Raw genomic sequence first — 25,690 nt, 5'->3', positions numbered from 1 at the left:
ACGTAATTAAACGTTGATTCATTTCATATACGATTCCCCCTCCCACTCATTTCATTCATTCCAAACTTAGGAGTGATTGTTATGATAACCCCAACCTTTTTAGAATTTCAAAAAACAGCCGAAACGTATAAAACAATTCCTGTTTTTCAACGTTTTTTTGCAGATGGTTTAACCCCAGTCCAAATCGTCCATCAATTAGGTGAACAAGTTTCATTCTTGCTTGAGAGTAAGGATGAGCAATCTTCGTGGTCTAGATATTCATTCATTGGATTAAACCCAATGTTTGAGTTAGTCGAAGAAAATGGTACGTATAAAACGTATTCCAAAAGTCGTGAAAAAGTCATTGAAGAGAAGACGTTCCAACAAGCTTTTGATGCAACAATGAGATTTTTACATGTTCAGCCGTTAGATATTCCGATTCCATTTCGAGGTGGAGCGGTTGGTTATATGAGCTATGACGCAATTGAAACGATTGAGCCGACTCTTCAAACTGAAACAGAACAAAAGCTACCACATTATCAATTTTTATTTTGTCAAACGTTAATTGCTTATGATCATGTAAACAAAGAGCTATCGGTTTTAGTCCATGCAAGACCAAATGAAGAAGAGTCACTTGTGAATACGTATCATGAAGCAAGAGCAGAAATCAAGCGAATTCATTCGTTGCTAGAACAACCGATAAATGGACTCATGTTAAAAAATGTTCCGAAGACGGATCAAGAGGTATCTTTTGAACATGTAACGTCGAATTACAAAAAAGAAGCATTCCTTGATGATGTTGAAAAAATAAAAGAATATATTCGAGCGGGTGATGTGTTTCAAACGGTTCTATCGCAGAGATTTGAGATGGAGGTTTCTGCCTCTGCACTAGAAGTATATCGAGTCCTTCGGATGGTTAATCCGTCTCCATATTTATTCTATTTAAAATTTGATCAAATAGAAGTAGTCGGAAGTTCTCCTGAAAGACTTGTTCAAGTTCAGGATGGTCATGTTGAAATTCATCCAATAGCGGGAACTAGAAAACGTGGAAAAGATGAACAAGAGGACGTGATATTAGCTAAAGATTTACTTGCTGATGAAAAGGAACGAGCAGAACATTATATGCTTGTTGACCTAGCACGCAATGACGTAGGTCGCATAGCTGAATATGGATCAGTGGAAACACCGACTTTACTATCTATTGAGAAGTTCTCTCATGTAATGCACATTGTCTCAAAAGTAACTGGTAGACTTCGAGCAGGAACAAAGCCATTAGAAGCTCTGATGGCATCTTTTCCAGCAGGGACGGTTTCTGGAGCTCCAAAAATTCGCGCAATGGAAATTTTGCAAGAATTAGAGCCGACAAAAAGAGGTGTGTACGCAGGTGCCATTGGCTACCTTGGCTATGATGGGAACATTGACTCATGTATCGCGATTCGAACGATGATTATTGAAAATGGGAAAGCCTACATTCAGGCCGGAGCCGGGATTGTCGCTGATTCTATTCCAGAGAAAGAATATGAAGAAACACAAAATAAGGCAAAAGCGTTAATCCGGGCTGCACAATTAGCTGAAAAAATGTTTGGAAAAAGGGAGGAGACAACTCATGTTTAAAACAATTCTTCGTACGTGTATGGAAGGTCAATATATGACTGAAACTCAAGCAGAACAAACGATGAATGAAATTATGAGCGGACAAGCGACACCCAGTCAAATTGCCAGTCTCCTGACGGTCATGCGATTTAGAGGCGAGACGGTTGATGAAATGACAGGTTTTGCACGTTCAATGCGCGCTCACTCCATCCGAATTCCAACAGATGATATTCCCGTTGTTGATACATGCGGTACAGGTGGAGATGACCTTCAAACGTTCAATGTATCAACCGCAACAGCCATTGTTTTATCTGGAATGGGTGTGCCAGTAGCCAAGCATGGCAATCGTGCAGTATCGTCTAAAAGCGGGAGTGCAGATGTATTAGAGGCACTGAATATACCAACACAATACACAAAAGAAGAAGCAAGACAATCGTTACTAGATTCGAACCTTTCGTTTTTGTTTGCACCACTTTATCATCAATCGATGAAACATGCAGTTGTTCCTAGAAAAGAAATTGGTTTTAGGACTATTTTTAACTTGCTAGGCCCATTAACGAACCCTGCAGGTGCTAAGCATCAGTTAATTGGTGTGTACAATCATGAATTCGCAAAAAAAATGGCAGAAACCTTAATTCGACTAAATACATCAAGAGCATTGTTTGTTACTGGTGGAGAAGGACTTGATGAATTATCGATTACAACTGAATCAAAAGTTATTGAGGTAAATGGCGAAAGTCAGCAAATTTACACGATAGCTCCTGAAGATGTTGGACTTAAACGAGGAGTATTACAAGATATACAAGTGAAAAACCCTGTTGAGAGTGCAAAGGTTATTCAACAAGTACTTAAGGGTGAAGCGAATGAATCAGCACTTGGAATTGTCATATTCAACACAGCAGCAGCCCTTTATGTAGCGAAACGAGTAGAATCGATTCATGAAGGGGTTGCAAGTGTAAAAAATGCAATTTATTCGGGCGCCGTATACAATCATTATCAATATCTGCAAAAGGAGAAACAACATCATGCTTGAGAAAATATTGGAAACAAAACGTCTGGAAATAGCCAATTTAATGCTTTCTGAGCAAGTAATCGTTCCAACTTTCTCGCTCTACGAAGCATTAAAAGAACCAAACAGGTCAATCGGACTTATTGCCGAAGTCAAGAAAGCTTCTCCTTCAAAAGGTATCATATGTGAGCAGTTTGAACCAATTTCCATTGCCAAAGGTTATCAAGAAGGTGGAGCGGATGCAATCTCTGTTTTAACAGATGAAATGTATTTTCAAGGACATCGTGATTATTTGTCTGCTATTAAAAAAGAAGTTTCCCTGCCAGTAATGAGAAAAGATTTTATTATTGATAAGAAACAAATCGATGAAACGGTTCGTATTGGAGCTGATGCGATGCTGCTAATCGTTGGAACGGTTCCAATTGATCAATTAAAAGAACTTTATGAGTATGCTTATAGTTTAGGTCTAGAATGTTTAGTCGAAGTTCATGCTAAAGAAGAGCTAGTAGAGCTTCTTACTACATTTACACCTAAAATAATAGGTGTTAATAATCGGAATTTGAAAACATTTGAGACAACATTAACGCAAACGGAGGAGATGGCTAAGCTAATTCCTGAAGGAAGTTTGTTTGTTAGTGAGAGCGGAATCCATCATACATCTGACCTTGACCGGGTCAAAAAAGTGGGAGCTGCAGGTGTGCTTGTTGGCGAATCGTTAATGCGCGCGTCATCACCTGAGGCAGGAATTGCAGCATTGTTTGGAGGAGAGTCTGTTGCAACCTCTTCTTAAATTATGTGGAAATCATTCGTTACATGACACGAATGTCTCTACCTCAAGCAATGCTGATTACATTGGCTTTGTCTTTGCAAAAAGCAAAAGACAAGTCAATGGAGAACAAGTGAGAGATTGGATGAAGGCACAAAAAAAAACTAATAATAAGAAGATTGTTGCTCTATTTGTGAATGAAGATGCCAAATCAATTCAATCAACAATTAATGAGCTTCCTATAGATATAATCCAATGTCATGGAAATGAAAAGCCAGAGCAAATTGCCGAAATAAAAAAAATAACGTCTTTGCCCGTTTGGAAAGTGATCCATCATTCAAAGGACGCATTGCAACTCATGCTAACATATGAAGGGTTAGTAGCTGGCTATATCGTAGATTGTAAGGTAGGAAATCAATGGGGGGGCACAGGCACCTCATTTGATTGGAGTTATATACCTTATTATTTAGACGAAGGGAAAAAGCAAGGTGTCCCCGTTTTTATTGCTGGAGGTATTCGACCGGATAATATTGATAAAGTACTAGATTATGGACCAGACGGCATTGATGTTTCTAGTGGCATAGAAGAAAATGGCATCAAGTCTAGAAAGCTAATTAAGCAACTAGAAGAAAGGATGAACCAACATGAAAACAACACATCCAGATAAACGAGGTCGCTTTGGTGAATTTGGCGGAAAATACGTTCCTGAGACGTTAATGAGTGTTATAGAAGAATTAGAAGAGTCGTTGGATGAAGCAACTGCTGATGAAACCTTTGCTAATGAATATCTTACTCACTTACAAGAATATGCAGGAAGACCAACAGCATTATCCTATGCCGAAAATATTTCAAAGTCACTTGGTGGTGCTAAGATTTATTTAAAGCGAGAGGATCTTTTGCATACAGGGGCCCATAAACTAAATAACGCAATGGGACAAGCGCTACTTGCAAAGAAAATGGGGAAAACGAAAATTGTTGCTGAAACAGGTGCAGGGCAGCACGGGGTTGCTTCCGCGACAATTGCAGCAAGATTTGGACTTGAATGTAAAGTTTTCATGGGTGCAGAGGATATGGAACGACAAGCTCTAAATGTCTTTCGTATGGAATTGCTTGGAGCAGAAGTTATTCCTGCTACTTCGGGTAGTAAGACATTAAAAGATGCAACTAATGAAGCGATTCGTTATTGGGTTGCTAATGCTGAAGATACGTTTTATTTGATTGGTTCTGTTGTTGGTCCTCATCCATATCCGAAGATGGTACGAAATTTCCAAAGAATTATCGGCGATGAATCCAAAAAACAGTTTTTAGAGCGCGAACAAAAATTGCCAACGGAAATTATTGCTTGTGTTGGTGGTGGTAGTAATGCTATTGGAATGTTTTACCCTTTTTTAGAAGATGATATTACCTTAATTGGGGTTGAGGCAGCTGGGTTAGGCGTTGATACAAACGAGCACGCTGCAACGATCACTCATGGTCGAAAAGGAGTAATTCACGGTTCGTTAACCTATTTACTGCAAGATGAAGCAGGACAAATAACAGAGCCGTATTCTATCTCTGCGGGTCTTGATTATCCTGGAGTTGGACCTGAACATGCATACTTAGCGAGTAACGGACGAGTTAAATATGAAGCCGTTACAGATCAACAAGCGTTAGATGCATTAAAGCTATTATCTGAACAAGAAGGTATCATCCCAGCAATTGAATCAGCGCATGCATTAGCTAAAGCGTTTGAGAGAGCAAAAGAATTAACACCAGATGATACGATACTTGTTTGTTTATCTGGTAGAGGGGATAAGGATGTTCATACATTAATGAAACGTTTTAGGGGTGAGACAGATGGCGAATAAGCGAATGGAAGTAGCAACGAAGTCGGATAAACCTTTGTTTATTCCATTTATTACAGCAGGTGACCCTACAGCAGAAGCGACAATTGAAATTGCGGTAACTTTAGAGGAAGCAGGCGCTAGCATTTTAGAATTAGGCATTCCCTATTCCGATCCACTTGCTGATGGCCCAACGATTCAAGCGGCATCTAAACGTGCCTTACAGGGTGGGATGTCTTTAGAAAAGGCATTACAACTTGTCCCTGAAATGAGAAAACGGGGGCTGACGATTCCGGTCATTATTTTTACGTATTTTAACCCTTTATTGCAGTATGGTGAAGAACGATTCGTAAATGAAGCAGCCGAGCTAGGAATTGATGGATTGTTAGTTCCAGATCTTCCATTTGAGGAAAGCGAACATTTAGATCAACTTTGTGAGCAAAATGACTTAGCTTTTATCTCACTTGTTGCCCCAACATCAAAACAACGTATGATTAAGATAGCCCAGCGTGCTAAAGGCTTCTTGTATTGTGTCTCGTCTTTAGGTGTAACGGGAGTTCGAAATGAACTTGATCCAAGAGTATATGATTTTCTAAAAACAGTCCGTGAAGCAAGCAACATTCCAACGGCAGTCGGGTTTGGGATATCATCTGGCGAGCAAGTAAGAGCGATGCAAAAACATGCTGATGGGGTCGTTGTAGGAAGTGCGCTTGTTACAGTAATAGGAGAGCAAGAAGAAGCGTTAAAAGAGAAGGAAACAAGACCAATTGCACTTCGTAACATAAAAACGTTTGTCTCCTCGCTCATTTCGTCGTAACATAATAAGAGGCAGGATATTATTTTATTAGATGAGGTGCTAAACATGCAAGCAAAACCACAATTACAAGGCTTGCCTTCATATAAACCAGGCAAACCAATTGAAGAAGTGAAAAAAGAGCTTGGATTAACGAAGGTTGTAAAGCTAGCTTCAAATGAAAATCCGTACGGAGCATCGCCACTAGCGGCAAAAGCTATTAGTGAGGCGGCCTCTCAAACTGCAATTTATCCCGATGGTTATGCTGCCGTTATTAGAGAGAAAGTGGCAACGAAAATCGGCGTAGAGCAAAACCAACTAATATTTGGAAATGGGTCTGATGAAGTCATTCAATTTTTGTGCCGTGCTTTCCTTTCACCAGAAACGAATACGGTAACAGCAGATCCTACATTCTCACAATACAAATTAAATGCGACAATTGAAGGAGCTGAGGTTCGAGAAGTCCCGTGTGTGGAGGGGGTTCATGATCTAGATGCGATGTTAAAAGCAATCGATGAGAACACACGTATTATTTGGGTGTGTAATCCTAACAATCCCTCAGGTACATATGTTAGTCAAGAAGCATTTACGAGCTTTTTAGAACGCGTTCCATCGCATGTTCTTGTTGTGTCTGATGAAGCTTATTTCGAATATGTAACGGCAAGTGATTATCCTGAAACGCTGCCCTTACTAGAGAAGTATGAGAATTTAATGATTTTACGTACATTCTCAAAAGCGTATGGACTAGCTGCATTACGTGTCGGATATGGGGTTGCCAATCCTGCGCTAATTTCATTACTTGATCCAGTTCGTCCGCCGTTTAATAATACGACATTTGCTCATGTCGCAGCAGTAGCATCTTTAGAAGATGATAAATTTATTTCTTCATGTGTCAAAAAGAATACAGCTGCATTGAAACAATTTGAAAAGTTCTGTCAAACACATAAGTTGAAATATTATCCTTCACAAACGAATTTTATTTTAATTGATTTTAATCGTTCTGGCGACGAGGTTTTTGATTACTTACTAAAGAAAGGGTTCATTGTCAGGTCAGGTGAAGCTCTTGGATTCCCAACGTGTGTGCGAATCACGGTAGGTACTGATGAAGAGAATCAAGAGTTATTCTCTGTTTTAGAAGAGCTGCTAGTTTCAAAAGCAGTAGAACAATAACAATAACCTGAATATTGTAAGAAAAAGCAAAAAGAGAGTTTCTCCATCAATTATTCTAGGATGGAGAGAAATGGTTGGGAAGTGAAAAAACTAACGTTTCCGCCTGAGCCCTGTCCTTGAGTGAAAAAGCAGGGAAATAAAAATGAGCGCACATAATCTAATGTATCTGGCGGGAACTATGTCTTCCTAAAAAAACAATCGTCTTTCATGATGGTTAAGGGCGTTTTTTGTTAAGAGTAGGGTGAAAAGGAGAACAGCATGAAGCGAACGGTTTTTATCGTAGGTCTCGGTTTAATAGGTGGTTCAATAGCCCTAGCAATTAAAAAGGAGCATAATGTCCATATTCGGGGCTTCGATATTTCAGATGAACAGCTGAAAATGGCATTGTCTTTAAAAGTAATTGATGAGGCAGTATCATCGATAAAAGAAGGTGTTATTGGGGCAGATTTAATAATATTTGCGACTCCTGTTTTAAAAACAGAACAACTCGTACAAGACATCTCTCAGTTTGATTTGAAAGCTGGGGCAATTGTGACAGATGTAGGCAGCACGAAAAAACGAATCGTTGAGCAAGCTTCTTGTTTAGCTGAAAAAGGTGTTACTTTTATTGGCGGGCACCCGATGGCAGGTTCACATAAAAGCGGAGTAGAAGCAGCAAGATCACATTTATTTGAAAATGCTTTTTACATTTTAACTCCTATTGAAGGAACGGATGTACGGGTTATTATTCAGCTTCAAAATTGGCTAAAGGGAACGAAAGCTACATTTATTGAATTGTCGCCTAGTCAGCATGATCGGTTAGCTGGGGCTATTAGTCATTTTCCACATGTAATTGCAGCAAGTCTTGTGCATCAAATTGCCAAAATAGAAGATGAAGACCCTCTTGTTTCTAGGTTAGCAGCTGGCGGGTTTAGAGACATTACTCGAATAGCGTCTGCAAGTCCAACTATGTGGAGAGATATTCTTTTGCATAATAAGGAGAGTTTATTGCAATTGCTGGATTCATGGACAATGGAAATGGCTTCTGTTAAAGCATTAATTGAAGAAGAAAGTGCTGAAGCTATCTATACATACTTTCAAGATGCAAAAGATTTCAGAGATGGTCTACCTGTTCGGAAAAAAGGAGCTATTCCTTCATTTTACGATTTATTTGTTGATGTACCTGACCATCCCGGTGTCATTTCAGATGTAACAGGAATTTTAGCTCAACATCAAATCAGTTTAACAAATATACGGATATTGGAAACTCGTGAAGATATAATGGGGGTTTTAAGATTAAGCTTTCGCTCTGAGGAAGATCGAGAGCGAGCACAATTGCATTTACAAATACATTTGTATGATACATATATTTTATAGAGAATTATTAAAAAGGGGTTCTCTTTTTAATAACGAACCAAAGAGAGTAGTCGCTCCTATTAATGAGAGATGACTATTCCCTTAAATGGCTTTCTCTTTACTACCGGACAGGAATAAGGTCGAGCACTATCGATCTTATTCAAAAGGAAAAAGACACATACGGTCACTATTTAATTCAATCTTGCAGGAGGGATAAAATGAACACTGCTATTGTTACACATTCAAATGGATTAAAAGGCACGATACAAATACCAGGTGATAAATCAATTTCGCACCGAGCTGTTATGTTTGGAGCTATTGCCGAAGGAACAACAACTGTCGAAGGATTTTTGCCAGGTGAAGATTGCTTAAGTACGATTGCTTGTTTTCGGAAGTTAGGAGTTTCGATTGAACAACAAGGTGAAAAGGTGACAATTGAGGGGAGAGGATGGGAAGGTCTGACGGAGCCTCGTGAGATTTTAGATGTAGGGAACTCTGGAACAACGACTCGTCTTATGCTTGGGATTTTAGCAACAAGACCGTTTCATTCAGTTGTTATTGGTGATGATTCAATTGCTAAGCGCCCGATGGCTCGTGTGACAAATCCATTACGTGAAATGGGATCAATCATAGATGGGAGAGAAAATGGCAATTACACGCCACTCTCGATTCGAGGAGGGCAAACGCAAGGGATCGCTTACCAATCTAAAGTCGCGAGTGCACAAGTGAAGTCGGCTATTTTGCTTGCGGGTTTACAAAGTTCTGGTGTGACGTCTGTATCCGAACCTGCTTTATCTCGTGACCATACTGAAAGAATGCTTGAGGCATATGGAGTTACTGTTAGGCGTGAAGGTTTAACCGTTTCTGTTGAAGGAGGACAATCACTAACAGCACAACATATTGTTGTACCTGGGGATATTTCATCTGCAGCCTTTTTCTTAGTTGCTGCTGCAATCGTACCAGATAGCGAAATTACGTTAGAAGGAGTAGGATTAAACCCAACTCGTTCTGGAATCATTGATGTGCTAGAAAACATGGGGGCAACTATGTCGATCCATAATGAAAGATTAGCTGGTGGTGAACCACTTGCAGATATCACGATTTCTACATCAATGTTAAAAGGAATTGAAATTGGAGGCGACTTAATTCCAAGGCTTATTGATGAGATCCCAATTATCGCAGTGTTAGCTACACAAGCTGAAGGAAAAACGGTTATCCGTGATGCTGAAGAATTAAAAGTGAAGGAAACGAACCGAATAGATACAGTCGTCAGTGAGCTAAAAAAGCTTGGTGCAACAATCACTGCAACAGATGATGGCATGATAATAGAAGGGCGTAAATCCTTAAAAGGCTCAGCTGTAAGCAGTTTTGGCGATCATCGAATTGGAATGGCGATGGCTATTGCGGGATTAATAACTGATGGCGATGTATCAATTGACCGAAGTGATGCGATAGCGGTCTCCTATCCTAGCTTTTTTGAACATATAAAGTCGTTACAACAAAATCAGTAACTGCAGAAGAGACTAAAATTCATAATTTTAGTCTCTTTATCATTGAAATGAAAGTAGTGGGAAGTTTTTTCCGATCTTACAAACGTACAACCGAAATAAAAAAATCCTTCATTTGTAAACGTAAGCGTTTACAAATGAAGGTTTAGCAAAAAGCTAAAAAGTTGTATGGATAGGAGTGGAGAGAAACCATACGCTTATTTATTATTATATACACTTATTGTTTGAAGTCAATAGAAAAAAGGAAAGATTCTGAAATTAAATCAAAAATAGAAAGTACTGTTCTCTTTTTGATTTTTATTTCATAGCTTGTCTAATAAGTACAACATCTATCAAAGGCGTGAGTTACTTCTTGTGGGGCTATACATTAAGCGTAAAGATTATTTAAGAGCGGTCTATCTTTATTACAGAAGTAGGAGGAATGGTGATGTATTTATTAGACAAAGCGACAAAAATTGATGAAGAGATCAACACGCTACGATCCTATTTAATTAAGGATGGGAAAATTAACTATGTCACTAGTACTTTTGACAAATGGAATAAACAACGTGTAACGATGACTGGTACCATTATGACAAACGGAAGAATTATGTATGACGACAAGTTGTTGACATGCAACGACTTCCAACAATTTCAAGAAAGGCAAAGCTTATTAATTAAAAAAGGTTGTACGAGTGTAGCAGTAGCACCTCGTGTTCAGTATGAACGAGAAATTGAAGCGGTGTTTAAACGTGCCAAGCACTCCATGGCAAGTAGTACGTTGGATTTTGTAATTGGGATAACGCTTCCACTAGCAATGGTACGTCCTAGCGTTATCCGGATGTGTCAAAATCTAAAGATACCTTTTCTGAGAATCGAAATTCAATCGTTTAACGAATTGAAGAGCCTGCCGTGGACTCATATCTCACAAACCCTTTTAACATATCCAACCGTACTTATTCCTGTGATTTCTTCTACCTCTGCAAGGTTTGAAGTCGCACTACTAAGAGAGTGGATGGCATATTGTAATAACTATCGGATTCATACTACTGCACCAATTGAACCGCTTGTTCGATGGATAAAGCCTTTTTTACAAAAGGTTGGGTTATTTCCGGAAAAGGGAACCTTGCTTGCTGGAAGCGATGCTGACTATCTAATTTTCCATCAAGATCAAAATCATGAAATTTATTCATTGAAGGAAAAAGTTGCAACAAAAGGATGGATTGTTTATGATGAGAAAGATCCTATTGTAGTCGTTGTAAAAGGAGAAATTATAAAATCAAATGATGCAATTACATTAAAGCCAGGTTTTGGACGCTTAATTGAAGTGAAAAGACCTGCAAGATTTTTGTCTATGTCACATGTTGGAGAAGACGAAATTCAGCAGAAGAGTTATATGTAACTCGAAATTACGTGCAAATTGCCGTCATTCAATGGGATGATGGTTTCTTCTTGTTTTAGAAGGGTATGATGGAGAAGTGTCGAAGAAGATGACGAGACGGTTTCTATAGATAATGGAGGAGTATGGAATGAATGCAATTGAAAAAGCAATACAAGACATTGAAACAGGCAATGTAGAACAAGGGTTAAGTGAATTAGCTCGACTAGAAAAAAGAGCAGATCATCAAGTTAAGTTTGATATTGCTGAAATTTACCAAGAATTAGGACATATTGAAAAAGCAAAAAATATAGTAGATGAGTTGCTTTTATTATACCCCGATGAAGGTAGTTTGTATTCTTTTGCCGCAGAACTATTAATTGATATGGACAAAGAAGATGAGGCAATTGAACTATTATTAGAAATTAATGAAGATGATCCAGCATTCGTGCAGGCCCAAGTACTTCTTGCGGATTTATATCAAATGCAATCACTTGACGAAGTGGCTGAACAAAAGTTGATATTGGCTCAGGAAAAAGCACCTAATGAAGTGATTATTTCATATGGGCTTGGGGAATTTTATTTAGAGCGAGGAGATTATATAAAAAGTATTCCACATTTAAAGAAAGCAGTTCATTCTGGTGAATCTATTCCTAATGTTCATTTAAAGTTATTATTAGCAGAAGCTTATAGTGCTAGTGGTCAATTTGAAGACGCTCTTGAATTTTATAGAGAAGGGCTTAAGGAGAATTTAGAACCAAATGCCCTATTTGGATATGGATTTACAGCTTATCAAACAGGTGACATGATCCTTGCAATTGAACAACTTGAGTCACTATTAACATTAGACCCTGATTACTCAAGTTTGTATACGTACTTAGCTAAAGCATATGAAGCTGAAGGTCGGTTAGATGATGCCATCGAAACCTTGCAGAAAGGGATGAAGGTAGATGAATATAATGAATCATTATACGTTCATGCAGGCAAGCTAAGCTTCAAACGGCAAATGCCAACAGAGGGGGAGGAGTTCCTAAGGAAAGTTATTGCTTTAAATCCATCAAATGTTGAAGCTGTCCACACGCTAGCAGCATATTTTAAGCATACACAATCATTTGAAGAGTTAAAAGAGTTAATGGAACATATGCGTGACTATGGTGAAGAAGATACTATGTATACGTGGTATGAGGCGACTGCTGTAAAAGAGGAAGATGACTATGATAAGGCATTTGAACGATACAAAGAAATTGAAAAAACATATGCTGAAGACGTTGACTTCTTAGAAGAATACGGATACTTTTTACTTGAATATGGATTGCGTGATGAAGCAAGACAGAAATTTTCCAAAGTCTTAAAATTATATCCAGAAAGGGCTGATATAATTGAGGTACTTCAAAATTTAAATTGATTTTAAAAAAAGGGAAATCAATAAATAATAGAGAATAGTATCATTATACAATCTATTCAATGAATAGCCATGAAATAAGAAAAATCTTAAGGAGGGGTGAGGCGTGGGCAACATCATTCCAGTTGTAGATAAGAAAGAGTTTCTTAAGAATTTTTTGCAACAGTTTGAATTAAAGCGCCGGGAATGTGCTTGGTTATTGAACTATTTAATGAGTGATGATGAGCTTATGGAACGAGTTCATTTTGTTGAACAGGCAGCTCATACTCCGAAAGCGCTAATTATTTCAGCTAAAGGGGTGGATAGCATTCCATTCTCCTTTCATAAAGAAAAGCACATTACAACAGATGCAGAAAAAGCCTTTCATGATATTCGTTTAAACCAAACCGAAGATATTTACATTGAATTACACTTTACTGGGGCAAGGCAGTTTCCACCATACTTAGTTGTACTGGAAGAAAATCCTCATATCCCAGAAAATATTGAGCTTACGGTTGCTTTTCAAAAAGAAACAGAAGCGATTTTGGATCGTTCTCTTAACACGTTTAAGAGAGAACGGCTGTTAAATGAAATTGACAATGCACTAGATAAACAAAATAAAGAGCTGTTTGATCAATTGGTCAAACAATTACAACAATTAAGTGAAAAGTAACTTGTCTGACAATGAGTAAGGGGAAGTCTGCTTTTTAGTGAAGCTATTTCTTGACTAGTAGTTTGTCAAAAAGGGGTCATCCTCTATAGTTGTAATTTTTCGTTCATTCGCTGTAAGATTAACTTAAGGTTGTGTTGGGAGAAGATATACATATGAAATGGCAAGCTAGTGAAATGGATACGTATTTACAAGCAAAGGAATATGTTGACACGGCTCTTATTCCACTAATTCCGTTAGCGTGGCAAAAAGATGTAAAGTCAACAGTAGCAATGGGTGAATTTATTTCAATTATTGTGTTAGAAGTGGAAAAGCAATTTCATGGAAGAGTTGTTCAGTTTCCACCTTTTACATATTTGAGAACAGAGGATTCTACTAGTCGAATGAACCGCATTCGAAGTTGGGAAGATGAATTACGAGATGGTGGTATCTCTCACATTGTTTATTTAACGTCTGACGGTGAGTGGAAATCTGTCGAGGACCAAGTAAACGGAATGTTACTCTGGCTACCTACTATTCCGCTTGAACACATGGAGGCAAGTTATAAACGTGACGTTATTGCTGATCAATTGAAACAGTTGATCCCAATAATGACAAATAAATGGCAAAGTAGATAAATGGGTTAAGTTACAAGTAAAACAGGCCTAATTGGAGCCCAAGAGCTTCTTTCAAGTTCTCATACTTGAGGAGGCTTTTTTCTTATGATAATTAAGAATCATTGATGTTACATTTAATAATGTAGGTTTTTCAGTTTTTTTTTGTGCAAATTTTGATTACAAGTCTGAATCTGGTATTATAGTCAATGATCTATTTAACAGATCACCTATGAAATATGCCGAATTTGTGCCAGAATGCGGAAATTGTTGCTTATTCATTCGTGTTATATTATCATGGGTATGTCCTAGTATAATAAAGTGTTTATTTTATGCCCATTTTTGGGTTTACCTTATAGTGTAAGGGGGGAAAACGAGTGAGTGAAAAAGACCACAGAGTTTCACGTCGACAATTTTTAACGTACACACTTACAGGTGTTGGTGGCTTTATGGCTGCAGGTATGCTAATGCCAATGGCTCGATTTGCGCTAGATCCTGCTCTTAAGGCTGGGGCGGAATCAGACCTAAGATATGTATGTGAAGTGGCGGAATTAACGGAAGAGCCGCAAAAGTTCAGATTCTCATTTGAACAAGTCGATGTATGGTACGAATCAGAAGTGACTCGTGAAGCGTACATCTTTATTCGTGATAATACAGTTACGGCTTTATCACCGACATGTACACATCTAGGTTGTACGGTTGCGTATGGTACGCAAGAAGATCATCCAGATCGATTCTTCTGTCCATGCCATTTTGGAATGTTTGATAGTTCCGGTATTAACATTCCAGGAACACCTCCACAACGTCCATTAGACGTTTATGATGTCGTAGTGGAAGATGGAAAAGTTTACTTAGGTCAAATTAATCAGCGAACATAAGGAGGGGCGTAATTGATGCTTCAAAAAATTTACGACTACGTTGATGAGCGTCTCGATATTACGCCAATGTGGCGCGATATTGCCGATCACGAAGTACCAGAGCATGTAAATCCGGCTCACCACTTCTCTGCGTTCGTTTACTGTTTTGGAGGACTAACATTCTTTATTACAGTGATTCAGATCTTATCGGGCATGTTCTTGACAATGTATTACGTACCAGATATTGTCAACGCTTATCAATCAGTAGCATACTTACAAAATGAAGTCGCTTTCGGTGTAATCGTACGTGGTATGCACCATTGGGGCGCAAGTTTAGTTATTGTTATGATGTTTTTGCACACTTTGCGTGTCTTCTTTACAGGGTCCTACAAGAAGCCTCGTGAATTAAACTGGGTAGTTGGTGTCCTTATTTTCTTTGTTATGCTTGCATTAGGAGTAACGGGTTACTTATTACCTTGGGATATGAAGGCATACTTCGCAACAGCGGTTGTACTTCAAATTGCTGAAAGTGTACCGATTGTTGGTGGATTTACGAAGACGTTGCTTGCTGGTGGAGAGATTATCGGTGCAGCGACTCTAGCTCGTTTCTTTGCGATCCATGTATTCTTCTTACCAGCTGCATTACTTGGCTTGCTGGCGGCTCACTTCTACATGATCCGTAAACAAGGTATTTCTGGACCGTTGTAAAATGAACTCTAAATGACTTTTTAGCAAACAAATGAAAAAGGAGGGAACGAGATGGAACGTGGTAAAGGGATGAAGTTTGTCGGTGACTCTCGTGTCAAGGCAAACAATCGAAAACCTAACATTCCAAAAGACTACTCGGAATATCCAGGTAAGACAGAAGCGTTCTGGCCGAACTTCCTCTTAAAAGAGTGGATGGTTGGTGCGGTATTTTTAATGGGTTACCTCCTCATTACGGTTGCTCATCCGGCACCGCTTGAGCGAATGGCTGATCCTACTGACGCTGGATATATTCCATTACCAGATTGGTACTTTTTATTTTTGTATCAGTTATTAAAATATCAATATGCTTCTGGTGACTTTAATGTCATTGGTACAATCGTTATGCCTGGACTTGCTTTTGGAGCACTCTTGTTAGCTCCGTGGTTAGATACTGGAAAAGAGCGTCGTCCACTAAGACGTCCGATTGCAACAAGCATGATGATGCTTGGATTTATTTCAGTTTTCTACCTAACTTGGGAATCAGTTGATCAACATGATTGGGAAGCAGCTGCTGAACAAGGTGCAATTGTTGAAGAAGGAGACATTAATACGGAGGCGCAAGGGTATGAAATTTATTCCGCTCAAGCCTCATGTATTGGATGTCACGGTGATACAATGACAGGTGGAGCTGGTGGTCCTTCATTACTTGATACAGAAAAAAATGCTGAAGAGGTAATGAACGTAATTATCAATGGTCAAGGTGCAATGCCTGCTGACTTATTTGATGGCTCAGACGAAGAGCTTGAAATTCTTGCTGAGTATATTGCCGCTCACGGCCAACCTGAAGAAGAGTAAAAGAAAAGCTGACTGTTATAGTCAGCTTTTTTCTTATCACTAAACATTACATAAAAAGGTAGGAACGATAATGATGAGTCGTATGCTTTCTCTGTTTGGAACTAAGTGGATGATTATTTTATTATTGCTTATCAATATTCCAGGAACTTTGTATGGGTATATTTGGTATATGGGTCAATTGGCTCAAACTCCAACACGTTTTATCCTATTTGTTCCTGATAGTCCGACTGCGAGTCTGTTTTTCGTGTTCGTCTTGATTGCCTTTTTAATGAAACGAAATTGGCCATTAATTGAAGCGTTAGCGGCTGTTACGTTGATAAAATACGGAATCTGGGCGGTTGTAATGAATGTTGCTGCGGGGTGGGCAGGGGATTCACTAAATTGGAAAAATTATATGCTTATATTCTCGCACGCAGGTATGGCATTCCAAGCGATTTTATATGCCCCTTATTTCAGGATAAATAGAGGGCATTTAGTAATAGCTGCTATATGGACTTTTCATAATGATATAATTGATTATGTTTTTATGATGCATCCATGGGTTTCCGGAAGGCTCATGAGTGATATTGATATGATTGGTTATTTTACTTTTTGGTTAAGTGTCTTTTCAGTTTTCACTGTTTATTTGCTAAGTGTGCGGAAGAATCGATTAAAGTTAGAAATTCAATAATGGTTTGTCTCTCTTTCTTGGTCTACTCTTGTCCATCTGTTCATAAGATGTTATGAGAAGAAGGAGGGACAAACATGCGTCAAATAGTTATGGTAATGGTGGCCGTAATCGTTTTTAGCTTTCCATTGAGCATTCAAGCAAATGACACGGAATCGCTACATACATGGAAAGAATTAAATCACACATCCGACCAAATCCTTCAGTTAGTTAAACAAGAAAAATTTGAAGAAGCTAAGCAATTGTTGGATTATTTTTCTGTTATGTTTTTAGAAGTTGATTTTCAGGAAGAGAAAATCACAATGAGCTCATTACGAACGGTAACTGGATCATTTGAACATGCGGTCGAGGCTGTTACTGCTCTAGATATGCCACTTGATCAACGAATTTATAACGTAACTGCTTTTCGCCTTGCAGTTGATGCCTTGTCTAGTGAACATCATCCACTGTGGTTACACACAGAAGAGTCAGTAATGAATGCTTTGTCTAATATGAAAGTGGCAATGGTTGCTGGAGATTCCCAAGGCTACCAGCACCGATTTAATGAATTTTTACGTCATTACGACATGATTAGACCAGCTTTATTAATTGATATTGAGCCGCAGCATCTTCAAAAAATTGATTCTCAAATTACGTACCTAGAAAGAATGAGATCTGAGATTATAGATAAAGATAAGGTGGTCCCTCATCTTGAAGTAATGGAAACGGAATGGACATATCTTTATAGTAGAGGAAAAGAAGATAGTGCTGATCCTTCTCTGTGGTGGGTTATGTTTACGATTGGTGGGATGATCACGATGTCTTTATCCTATGTAGGTTATAAAAAATACAAGGCTGAAAAACAAAAGGTTCGAGGGAAAGAGTAATGTGACAAAATTGTGAGAAATCGTTGAAACCACTGTAAACATAGTGTTTTTGTTTGACTTTGTTTGATGTTCAATTTAAAATAATATGTAAGATCTAACAACAGAGGTGGTACATTCGATGGGTTTTATCGTTTATTTTATTCTTCTTCTGATCATTCCAATTTGGGCACAGATGAGAGTGAAGGGCGCGTACAAAAAGTATTCTCAAGTCCATGCTTCATCAGGTATGACAGGAGCACAAGTTGCTAGAAAGATTCTCAATGATAATGGCTTGCATGACGTTCAAGTCGAAGAGACACGTGGTACATTGACAGACCACTATGATCCACGTTCAAAAGTAGTCCGTTTATCAACAGATAATTATTATGGAACTTCTGTTGCTGGTGCTGCTGTTGCGGCGCATGAGGTTGGTCACGCAATGCAAGATGCGGAGGACTATGCATTTTTGCGTATTCGTCATTCACTAGTTCCAGTTGCTAGCTTTGGTTCAAACGTTTCGTTCTTTTTAATTTTAGCTGGAATACTGATGCAAGCTTCAGGTTTCATTTTACTTGGTATCTTTGCGATGGCGGCTGCTGTTTTGTTCCAGGTAGTTACGCTACCGGTTGAATTTAATGCAAGTAGCCGTGCGATGGAGCAAATTGTTTCAACTGGTGTTATTCGCAATGATGAAGAGCGTGACACGCGTAAGGTCTTAAATGCTGCAGCATTAACATATGTTGCTGGTGCACTTGTTGCTTTACTTGAGCTTGCTCGATTTATTTTTATGTATCTTGGGATGAATAATGATGACTAATAAGCTTGGAGCAAAAGGCTCCAAGCTTATTTTCTTTTGAACTAGAAAAAATCAATGACAATGATCAAAGGTGCACACCTTGTATTAAATTGGCACTTACAGTTGTAGAGGCTTTTTATTCTCATCCAGCGTGAAACCCTCTCCTATTACATCTTGAACGTCGTTTACTGTTACAAAAGCATGGGGGTCAATACGTTCTACTAATGTCTTTAAGCGAATAAGTTCATTTCGACCAACAACGCAATAGAGGACCTCTTTATCTGTTCCGGAAAAACTCCCTTTTCCTTTTAAAATGGTCGCTCCTCTATCCATCTCTTTCATAATCGTATCTGCTATTTCAGGTACTTTATCTGAGATAATATGAGAAGCTTTTGCTGAATACGCACCTTGCTGAATGAAGTCTATTACTTTAGCAGCAATAAAAACAGCAAGCAGTGTATACATTGCTTCTCGATAGTTTAAATAAATAAGTGATGTTGCAATGACAAGGGCATCAAACATAAACATGGTCTTTCCCATACTCCAACCAAGATATTTAAATCCGAGTTTTGCAATAATATCTACTCCGCCTGTTGTACCTCCGTACCTGAAAACAATTCCTAGCCCAACACCGATAAAAACACCAGCAAATAATGCAGCAAGCGTCATGTCGTCATGAAGAGGGATGCTGATGAATGGATAACGTTGAAAGATCTCGAGAAAAATAGATACTCCGATTGTTCCGATAATGGTATAAATAAATGTGGATTTTCCTAATATTTTCCATCCGATAAAAAAGAGAGGGATGTTTAATAGAAGGTTTGAAATAGCAGGATTAATTAAAAACATAAAGTAAAGAATAAGCGTAATTCCAGTGAATCCACCATCTGCTAAGTTGTTCTCCATATTAAAGTACACAAGTCCAAAAGAAAGAATAGCAGAGCCAAGCAAAATAAAAAGTACATTTTTGAAGCGAACCTTATAAGCCATATAGTCCTCCTTATGATAAAATACAAGTAGTGTGTAATTGAATAACATGTCAGTTAATTTCGTAGATAAAGGAAGGGATCGATTATTATTTTAACCACTTGAAGCGTCGTTAGCACTTTTTGAACATGCCCTATTATATAAAAAGTGAAATATAACGGCAAACGTAGTTTAAGTTTGTCAAAATGCGAACATTTCGCTAACATTGGTATGGTAGGGATGTGAGGTGAACACAGTGAGTGAGAAATCAATGAAACAAATGCAAGATGAAGTAAATCAATATATAGGACAGTTTAAAGAAGGCTATTTCAGTCCATTAGCAATGCTTGCAAGAATGAGTGAAGAAGTAGGTGAATTAGCTCGTGAGGTTAATCATTTCTATGGAGAAAAACCTAAAAAAACAAATGAAGAAGATCGAACAATGGAGCAAGAGATGGGAGACATCCTATTTGTATTGATTTGTTTTGCGAATTCGTTACAAATTGATTTAGATGAAGCATTTGATCTTGTTATGGAGAAATTCAATTCTAGAGACAAGGATCGATGGACAAGAATAGAAGAAGAAGGTGTATCGAATGAATAGAGTGAAAATAGTTGTTGCTGGACCTCGTGGGAATATGGGGAAAGAAGCGGTAAAAATGGTTACAGAAACAAATGAATTTGATCTTGTTGCTGTAGTAGATTCAAAAAATGATGGCATGAATCTGAGTGAGATCGACGGATTTCATGGGATTGAGGCTAGGGTCTATACGGATATACATAAATGTTTTGAAGAGCTAGAAGTGGATGTCTTAATTGATTTAACGGCACCGGCATTTGGGAAGAAGCATATGGAAGCAGCTTTTGCCAAGGGCGTTCGCCCTGTTGTAGGTACAACAGGATTTACAGAAGAAGATATAGAGGAACTTCGAACAATAGCAGAAGAAAAAAGTCTTGGAGCAATTATTGCACCAAATTTTGCGATTGGCGCAATTTTAATGATGAAATTCTCACAAATGGCTGCCAAATATCTAGCAGATGTAGAGATAATTGAACGTCATCATGATCGTAAGTTAGATGCTCCGTCTGGAACTGCGGTTAAAACAGCACAGCTTATTTCAGAAGTGCGAGCTGCCAAATCACAAGGGCATCCAAATGAAACAGAAGAATTGAAAGGTGCTCGTGGAGCTGATTTTGAAGGTATGAGAATTCATAGTGTTCGTCTCCCAGGTCTAGTTGCTCATCAAGAAGTAATATTTGGGGGAGTAGGTCAAACACTAACAATTCGCCATGACTCTATTAACAGAACCTCCTTTATGCCCGGAGTGAAACTTGCTGTTGAGTCTGTCCTTCGAATTGATACGTTAATCTATGGTTTAGAACATATTATCGAATAAAAAGATAAAAAGCTAGGGCTAGACACTGAGCTAGGTCTGCCTCTATAAATATACCTTCGCGGAAAAAAGGAGAGAAAAAACCGGATGAGAATCGCTCTGATTGCCCATGACAAGAAAAAAGATGAAATGGTTCAATTTGCTATTGCATATGAGACCATTTTAGAAAAACACAAGTTGTATGGAACAGGAACGACAGGCACACGTGTAATGGAAGCAACGAATTTAATGGTGACTAGATTTAAATCAGGACCTCTAGGGGGAGACCAACAAATTGGAGCACTCGTTGCTGAAAATAAATTTGACTTAATCTTATTTTTCCGTGATCCATTGACGGCACAACCGCATGAGCCTGATGTCACTGCTCTCATTCGTCTTTGTGACGTCCGACATGTTCCACTTGCTACAAATATTGGAACAGCTGAAGTATTGATAAAAGGATTAGAACGTGGCGATTTTTCTTGGCGTGAAGCTGATAAGGATGATCACAATGGTTAAGTTGGATATTCTTGCATTTGGCGCCCATCCCGATGATGTTGAAATCGGGATGGGTGCCACATTAGCCAAATATGTAGAGGCCGGATATCGTGTAGGAATTTGTGATTTAACAAAAGCTGAGTTATCTTCCAATGGGACAGTAGAATTAAGACAAAAAGAGGCTAAGCGAGCTGGAGAGATCTTAGGACTTACGACACGTATTCAGTTAACCCTTCCAGATAGAGGATTGAAGGTGATTACAAAAGAGCAACTTGCTGAAGTCGTTTCAATAATTAGAACGTATAAACCAGCCGTTGTGTTTGCTCCTTTTCCTATAGATCGTCACCCGGATCATGGTGCATGTACTGATATTGTTAAGGAGGCATGCTTTAATGCTGGTATAAAGCGCTATCAATGTGCTGATGATTTACATGCTTTCCGTCCAGATGCGTTGCATTTTTATTTTATTAATGGGTATGAACACCCTGATTTTGTCATTGATGTCACTCATTTTATTGAGAAAAAGAAACAGGCGCTCTTGGCCTATGAAAGTCAGTTTGTGAAAACCTCTGATTCGATTGACACCCCGTTAACAAATGATTACATAACTGTCGTCGATTCAAGAGAACGCTTATTTGGGAAAGAAGTAGGAGTGACATATGCAGAAGGGTTTAAAACGATGAAACCAATAATCGTTTCAAACTTGTTTGCAGGAGGGGAGAGTAACAGATGAAATTGAAAATTGGAATCAGCTGTTACCCTACTGTTGGAGGGTCCGGTGTGATTGCAACAGAGCTTGGGAAATTGCTTGCTGAGCGAGGTCATGAAGTTCATTTTATTACATCAAGTGTGCCGTTTCGCCTCGACCGTGTTTATCCTAATATTTATTATCATGAAGTCGAGGTAAATCAATATTCCGTTTTTCAGTATCCACCCTATGATTTAACACTTGCTAGTAAAATGGCGGAGGTTGCCAAGCGTCAAAAACTAGATCTCATTCATGTTCATTATGCTGTACCACATGCGATTTGTGCGATCTTAGCTAAACAGATGCTCAAGCAAGATTTAAAGATTATTACAACGCTTCACGGAACGGATATTACTGTCCTAGGCTATGATAGATCCTTAAAAGATATTATAAAGTTTGGGATTGAACAATCAGACCTTGTTACAGCTGTTTCTAATGATTTAGTAACACAAACTCGCGAGCTAGTACCGACCGACAAATCCATTTCGACGGTTTATAATTTTATAGATGAACGTGTGTACATGAAACAAGAAGTAGAAGAGTTAAAACAACATTACCACATTGCTAAAGATGAACGGATCATAATTCATATCTCGAATTTCCGTCCAGTTAAAAGAATTTCTGATGTTGTTCGAAGTTTTGCGAGTATTACAAAAAAAGTAAAATCTAAGCTTTTATTAATAGGAAATGGTCCTGAATTAGCAACAGCTAGGCAGTTAGTTAAGGACTTAGAAATTGAGGAAAACGTTTTATTTTTAGGTAACCAAAAGCATATTGCTGAGTTACTTTCGATGAGTGATCTCATGCTTCTATTAAGTGAAAAAGAGAGTTTTGGACTTGTTGCATTAGAGGCTATGGCTTGTGGTGTTCCGGTGATCGGCACACATGCAGGAGGTGTACCAGAAGTTGTTGTAGATGGAGTGACAGGTTACTTATGTGATGTTGGAGATGTAGAGTGTGTAGCTCGTAAAGCCATTGGACTTTTAATGGATGATGCATGTCATGAAGCATTTTCCAAACGCGGAATGGAACGAGTACAGTCCGTCTTTCATTCAAAATTAATTGTCTCCCAGTATGAAAAATTGTATCATCAAGTTATGCAAGAATAGAAATGAGGAAGAGTTGTGTCAAACTCATGGCAGGAAGCTAAAGAAGTTTTACATACGCTTAAAAAAAATGGTTTTGAGTCTTACATAGTTGGTGGTGCAGTCCGGGATTTACTTCTAAATAGAGAGATAGCTGATGTTGATATCGTCACATCGGCTACGCCGGATGAAGTAGCTACAATATTTTTGAAGACATTCATGATGAACAATCAACACGAAACCATTATTGTCCGCTTAAATCAACTACATTTTGAAGTAACAACCATTAGGGGTGAGACACTTACAGAGGATCTAAAGCGTCGAGATTTAACTATTAATAGTTTGGCCTTGGATGATGAAGGGGAAATAATTGATTTAGTGAATGGAGAAAAAGATATTTACGCTAAAGTACTAAGATCGATTGATCCACAAGAGCGAATGAGTGAGGATCCATTACGAATGTTACGAGTGGCTCGGTTTGTAAGTGAGTTAGGATTTGAAGTAGATGTCGAACTTAGGGACACGCTCGTTCGAAAAAAACATTTTCTGAAAAAGGTAGCAATCGAGCGTATAACGAAAGAATGGATTAAATTACTAAAGGGCGATCATCGAAATTCAGCCATTAATTTACTAGTTGAAACAGGAATGTACGAAGAGCTTCCGGATCTTTTGCTAAACAAGGATTTGTTAGAGCAATTCACAAATGTGGGAGCATTAAAGAATGAATCTGAAACGATCTGTTGGGCGATTCATTGTTTATGTATAGGTGCTAACGATGAAACACCATTAAAGCAATTACTGCTATCAAAGGAACGCTTACGAGGTGTAAGTTCAAGACTGTCCTATTATAAAAATAGAAAAAAAAATGAATGGACGTCATTAGAACTGTACCAAGCATCCATTCAAGTTGCGTTAGATGTTGAAAAAATACGCTCACTATTAAAAGAGAAGATAATACCATTTCAAGAATTAAATTTGATGTGGGAAGCACTACCGATCCATAATCGATCAGAGCTTGCAGTGAGTGGTCGGGATGTGTTGCGTTTTTTTAAAAAAGAACAAGGTCCTTGGCTGAAAGAAGTTCTTTCGCTAGCTGAACATCTCGTCGTAACAAGGCATTGTAGAAATGATAAACATGCTATATTACAAGCTTTAGAAAAAAGGAGTGATGAGCTGTGAAGGAAAGTCTTCTGAAAATATTTGCAGAGCATCCGGATCAATTTGTATCAGGAGAAATGATTAGTCAGCAGTTGGGTTGTTCAAGAACGGCGATTTGGAAGCATATTGATGAACTTAGAAAAAATGGCTATGAACTTGAATCTGCGCCTAGAAAAGGGTATCGACTTATCAAAAAAGGAGATGGAATCCATTCACATGAAGTGGGTGTTGCCTTAAAGACGATGCGTTTGGGAAAAGAGATGACGTATCTTGATACTACCGAGTCAACACAGATTGTTGCACATAAATTAGCACAAGAAGGAGCTAGAGAAGGTCACATTGTGCTTGCGAATGAGCAGACAAAAGGAAAAGGTCGACTTGGACGAAATTGGCATTCAAAACAAGGAACAAGTATTTCCATGAGTTTGATACTTCGGCCAGATCTTTCCCCACAAAAAACACCCCAGCTTACATTGTTGACTGCAGTAGCAGTTGTACGGGCATTGAAAAATCAAACAGGAATAAATTGCGAAATTAAATGGCCTAATGATGTTTTAATTAATGGCAAAAAGCTTGTTGGAATTTTAACAGAAATGCAAGCGGATCCGGACCGGGTTCATTCCATTATTATCGGGATAGGAATCAATGTAAACCAACAATTGAAAGACCTTGATCCAGAAATTCAAGGTTTGGCTACTTCATTGGCAATTGAAGGTGGAAAGCCTTTTGAGCGCGCTCTTATTGTAGCTGCGGTCGTAAATGAGTTTGAGACATTATATGAACATTATCTCACTAATGGATTTGAAGCAATTAAAACTCTTTGGGAGACGTATTCAATTAGTGTAGGAAAATATATTTATGCAAGAACTATGCGTGAGGTTCTATATGGTTTTGCAAAAGGAATTACGAATGAAGGTGTTTTGCTTTTAGAAGATGAACAAGGAACACTCCATCAGATTTATTCTGCTGATATTGAAAATGCTTCCCAATGATAAAGAAAATTGTTATACTTTTGGGGAATGGGCGGTATCCATGTTGGAACTGCACCGATTTATCATTTAAATATCGGATCTGCCTTGATCCATTTAGGACTAGGACAGAGGGGTTCATAAGTTTGACGTCAATTATTCGTATACCACTCGTTGGTTACAATAGTCTGACCCCTAGTTAACAAGGCA

Annotated in this window: 27 protein-coding genes; 26 read left to right on the top strand and 1 reads right to left on the bottom strand. The window is 38.4% G+C overall.

All coding sequences use genetic code 11. The features are described from left to right. Positions 1-81 precede the first annotated feature (81 nt). From trpE to SLH51_RS02990, 19 genes are all read left to right on the top strand, one after another. Positions 82-1,593 carry an anthranilate synthase component I gene (gene trpE, locus SLH51_RS03080; RefSeq protein ID WP_335959016.1) on the top strand — a complete coding sequence of 504 codons (1,512 nt, stop codon included), beginning with the start codon at positions 82-84 and terminating at the stop codon, positions 1,591-1,593. Beyond that, positions 1,586-2,605, top strand: coding sequence for an anthranilate phosphoribosyltransferase (trpD, locus tag SLH51_RS03075; protein WP_335959014.1), 1,020 nt, complete (start codon positions 1,586-1,588; stop codon positions 2,603-2,605). Before trpE ends, trpD begins: the two co-directional genes overlap by 8 nt. Beyond that, positions 2,598-3,371: an indole-3-glycerol phosphate synthase TrpC gene (gene trpC / locus SLH51_RS03070; protein ID WP_335959013.1), complete on the top strand. Its 774-nt coding sequence runs from the start codon at positions 2,598-2,600 to the stop codon at positions 3,369-3,371. Before trpD ends, trpC begins: the two co-directional genes overlap by 8 nt. Continuing rightward, complete coding sequence (locus tag SLH51_RS03065; protein ID WP_335959012.1) at positions 3,355-4,014, top strand: phosphoribosylanthranilate isomerase; 660 nt, start codon at positions 3,355-3,357, stop codon at positions 4,012-4,014. The genes trpC and SLH51_RS03065 overlap by 17 nt, the downstream gene beginning before the upstream one ends. Further along, a complete protein-coding gene (gene trpB, locus SLH51_RS03060; protein WP_335959011.1) occupies positions 3,992-5,194 on the top strand; it encodes a tryptophan synthase subunit beta in 1,203 nt (400 codons plus the stop codon). The genes SLH51_RS03065 and trpB overlap by 23 nt, the downstream gene beginning before the upstream one ends. Continuing rightward, positions 5,184-5,987 (top strand): tryptophan synthase subunit alpha, encoded by an 804-nt coding sequence (gene trpA, locus SLH51_RS03055; protein WP_335959010.1) that lies wholly within the window; start codon positions 5,184-5,186, stop codon positions 5,985-5,987. The genes trpB and trpA overlap by 11 nt, the downstream gene beginning before the upstream one ends. Positions 5,988-6,032: 45 nt before the next feature. Continuing rightward, positions 6,033-7,133, top strand: a complete 1,101-nt coding sequence (gene hisC, locus SLH51_RS03050; protein ID WP_335959008.1) for a histidinol-phosphate transaminase — start codon at positions 6,033-6,035, stop codon at positions 7,131-7,133. Positions 7,134-7,391: 258 nt separating this feature from the next. Beyond that, complete coding sequence (locus SLH51_RS03045) at positions 7,392-8,489, top strand: prephenate dehydrogenase (RefSeq protein WP_335959006.1); 1,098 nt, start codon at positions 7,392-7,394, stop codon at positions 8,487-8,489. Positions 8,490-8,686: 197 nt separating this feature from the next. Further along, complete coding sequence (gene aroA, locus SLH51_RS03040) at positions 8,687-9,979, top strand: 3-phosphoshikimate 1-carboxyvinyltransferase (RefSeq protein WP_335959005.1); 1,293 nt, start codon at positions 8,687-8,689, stop codon at positions 9,977-9,979. Between the two features lie 424 nt (positions 9,980-10,403). After that, positions 10,404-11,357 carry a hypothetical protein gene (locus tag SLH51_RS03035; protein WP_335959003.1) on the top strand — a complete coding sequence of 318 codons (954 nt, stop codon included), beginning with the start codon at positions 10,404-10,406 and terminating at the stop codon, positions 11,355-11,357. Between the two features lie 127 nt (positions 11,358-11,484). Further along, positions 11,485-12,738, top strand: coding sequence for a tetratricopeptide repeat protein (locus SLH51_RS03030; RefSeq protein WP_335959002.1), 1,254 nt, complete (start codon positions 11,485-11,487; stop codon positions 12,736-12,738). Positions 12,739-12,841: 103 nt separating this feature from the next. Further along, positions 12,842-13,387: a ReoY family proteolytic degradation factor gene (locus SLH51_RS03025; RefSeq protein WP_335959000.1), complete on the top strand. Its 546-nt coding sequence runs from the start codon at positions 12,842-12,844 to the stop codon at positions 13,385-13,387. 152 nt (positions 13,388-13,539) lie between these two features. Further along, the gene (locus SLH51_RS03020) at positions 13,540-14,001 is read left to right on the top strand and encodes a YpiF family protein (RefSeq protein ID WP_335958998.1); all 462 of its coding nucleotides are present in this window, start codon (positions 13,540-13,542) and stop codon (positions 13,999-14,001) included. Between the two features lie 353 nt (positions 14,002-14,354). Next, positions 14,355-14,855 (top strand): ubiquinol-cytochrome c reductase iron-sulfur subunit, encoded by a 501-nt coding sequence (locus SLH51_RS03015; protein ID WP_335958997.1) that lies wholly within the window; start codon positions 14,355-14,357, stop codon positions 14,853-14,855. A gap of 15 nt (positions 14,856-14,870) precedes the next feature. Then, positions 14,871-15,542: a menaquinol-cytochrome c reductase cytochrome b subunit gene (gene qcrB / locus SLH51_RS03010; RefSeq protein WP_034628475.1), complete on the top strand. Its 672-nt coding sequence runs from the start codon at positions 14,871-14,873 to the stop codon at positions 15,540-15,542. 51 nt (positions 15,543-15,593) lie between these two features. Continuing rightward, positions 15,594-16,376, top strand: coding sequence for a menaquinol-cytochrome c reductase cytochrome b/c subunit (locus SLH51_RS03005; RefSeq protein WP_335958995.1), 783 nt, complete (start codon positions 15,594-15,596; stop codon positions 16,374-16,376). A gap of 73 nt (positions 16,377-16,449) precedes the next feature. Continuing rightward, a complete protein-coding gene (gene lhaT, locus SLH51_RS03000; protein ID WP_472779949.1) occupies positions 16,450-17,046 on the top strand; it encodes a lipoprotein heptaprenylglyceryl N-acetyltransferase LhaT in 597 nt (198 codons plus the stop codon). Positions 17,047-17,120: 74 nt separating this feature from the next. Next, on the top strand, positions 17,121-17,909 hold the full coding sequence (ypjB, locus tag SLH51_RS02995; protein WP_335958991.1) for a sporulation protein YpjB: 789 nt from the start codon (positions 17,121-17,123) through the stop codon (positions 17,907-17,909). A gap of 118 nt (positions 17,910-18,027) precedes the next feature. Continuing rightward, a complete protein-coding gene (locus tag SLH51_RS02990; RefSeq protein ID WP_335958989.1) occupies positions 18,028-18,705 on the top strand; it encodes a zinc metallopeptidase in 678 nt (225 codons plus the stop codon). A 96-nt stretch (positions 18,706-18,801) separates the two neighbouring features. Here the strand turns inward: SLH51_RS02990 and SLH51_RS02985 are convergent, their stop codons facing one another. Further along, on the bottom strand, positions 18,802-19,674 hold the full coding sequence (locus SLH51_RS02985) for a YitT family protein (RefSeq protein WP_335958988.1): 873 nt from the start codon (positions 19,672-19,674) through the stop codon (positions 18,802-18,804). Between the two features lie 247 nt (positions 19,675-19,921). Here SLH51_RS02985 and SLH51_RS02980 point away from each other — a divergent pair, with 247 nt between their 5' ends. The 7 genes from SLH51_RS02980 to SLH51_RS02950 all read left to right on the top strand — a co-directional run bounded on the left by SLH51_RS02980 (position 19,922) and on the right by SLH51_RS02950 (position 25,504). After that, positions 19,922-20,254, top strand: coding sequence for a nucleotide pyrophosphohydrolase (locus tag SLH51_RS02980; protein WP_335959062.1), 333 nt, complete (start codon positions 19,922-19,924; stop codon positions 20,252-20,254). After that, the gene (gene dapB / locus SLH51_RS02975; RefSeq protein ID WP_335958987.1) at positions 20,247-21,047 is read left to right on the top strand and encodes a 4-hydroxy-tetrahydrodipicolinate reductase; all 801 of its coding nucleotides are present in this window, start codon (positions 20,247-20,249) and stop codon (positions 21,045-21,047) included. The genes SLH51_RS02980 and dapB overlap by 8 nt, the downstream gene beginning before the upstream one ends. A gap of 84 nt (positions 21,048-21,131) precedes the next feature. Next, positions 21,132-21,542: a methylglyoxal synthase gene (locus SLH51_RS02970; protein ID WP_335958986.1), complete on the top strand. Its 411-nt coding sequence runs from the start codon at positions 21,132-21,134 to the stop codon at positions 21,540-21,542. Beyond that, positions 21,535-22,254: a bacillithiol biosynthesis deacetylase BshB1 gene (gene bshB1 / locus SLH51_RS02965; protein WP_335958985.1), complete on the top strand. Its 720-nt coding sequence runs from the start codon at positions 21,535-21,537 to the stop codon at positions 22,252-22,254. Before SLH51_RS02970 ends, bshB1 begins: the two co-directional genes overlap by 8 nt. Then, entirely contained in the window at positions 22,251-23,378 is a 1,128-nt protein-coding gene (gene bshA / locus SLH51_RS02960) for an N-acetyl-alpha-D-glucosaminyl L-malate synthase BshA (RefSeq protein ID WP_335958984.1), read from the top strand. The genes bshB1 and bshA overlap by 4 nt, the downstream gene beginning before the upstream one ends. Before the next feature lie 15 nt (positions 23,379-23,393). Further along, positions 23,394-24,533: a CCA tRNA nucleotidyltransferase gene (locus SLH51_RS02955; RefSeq protein WP_335958983.1), complete on the top strand. Its 1,140-nt coding sequence runs from the start codon at positions 23,394-23,396 to the stop codon at positions 24,531-24,533. Further along, positions 24,530-25,504: a biotin--[acetyl-CoA-carboxylase] ligase gene (locus SLH51_RS02950; RefSeq protein ID WP_335958981.1), complete on the top strand. Its 975-nt coding sequence runs from the start codon at positions 24,530-24,532 to the stop codon at positions 25,502-25,504. The genes SLH51_RS02955 and SLH51_RS02950 overlap by 4 nt, the downstream gene beginning before the upstream one ends. Positions 25,505-25,690: the final 186 nt, after the last annotated feature.

The organism is Halalkalibacter kiskunsagensis (assembly GCF_037027555.1).
Taxonomy (GTDB): Bacteria; Bacillota; Bacilli; order Bacillales; family Bacillaceae_D; genus Halalkalibacter; species Halalkalibacter kiskunsagensis.
The sequence above is the reverse complement of the archived record's forward strand: the minus strand, read 5'-3'. Positions and strand labels throughout refer to the sequence as shown.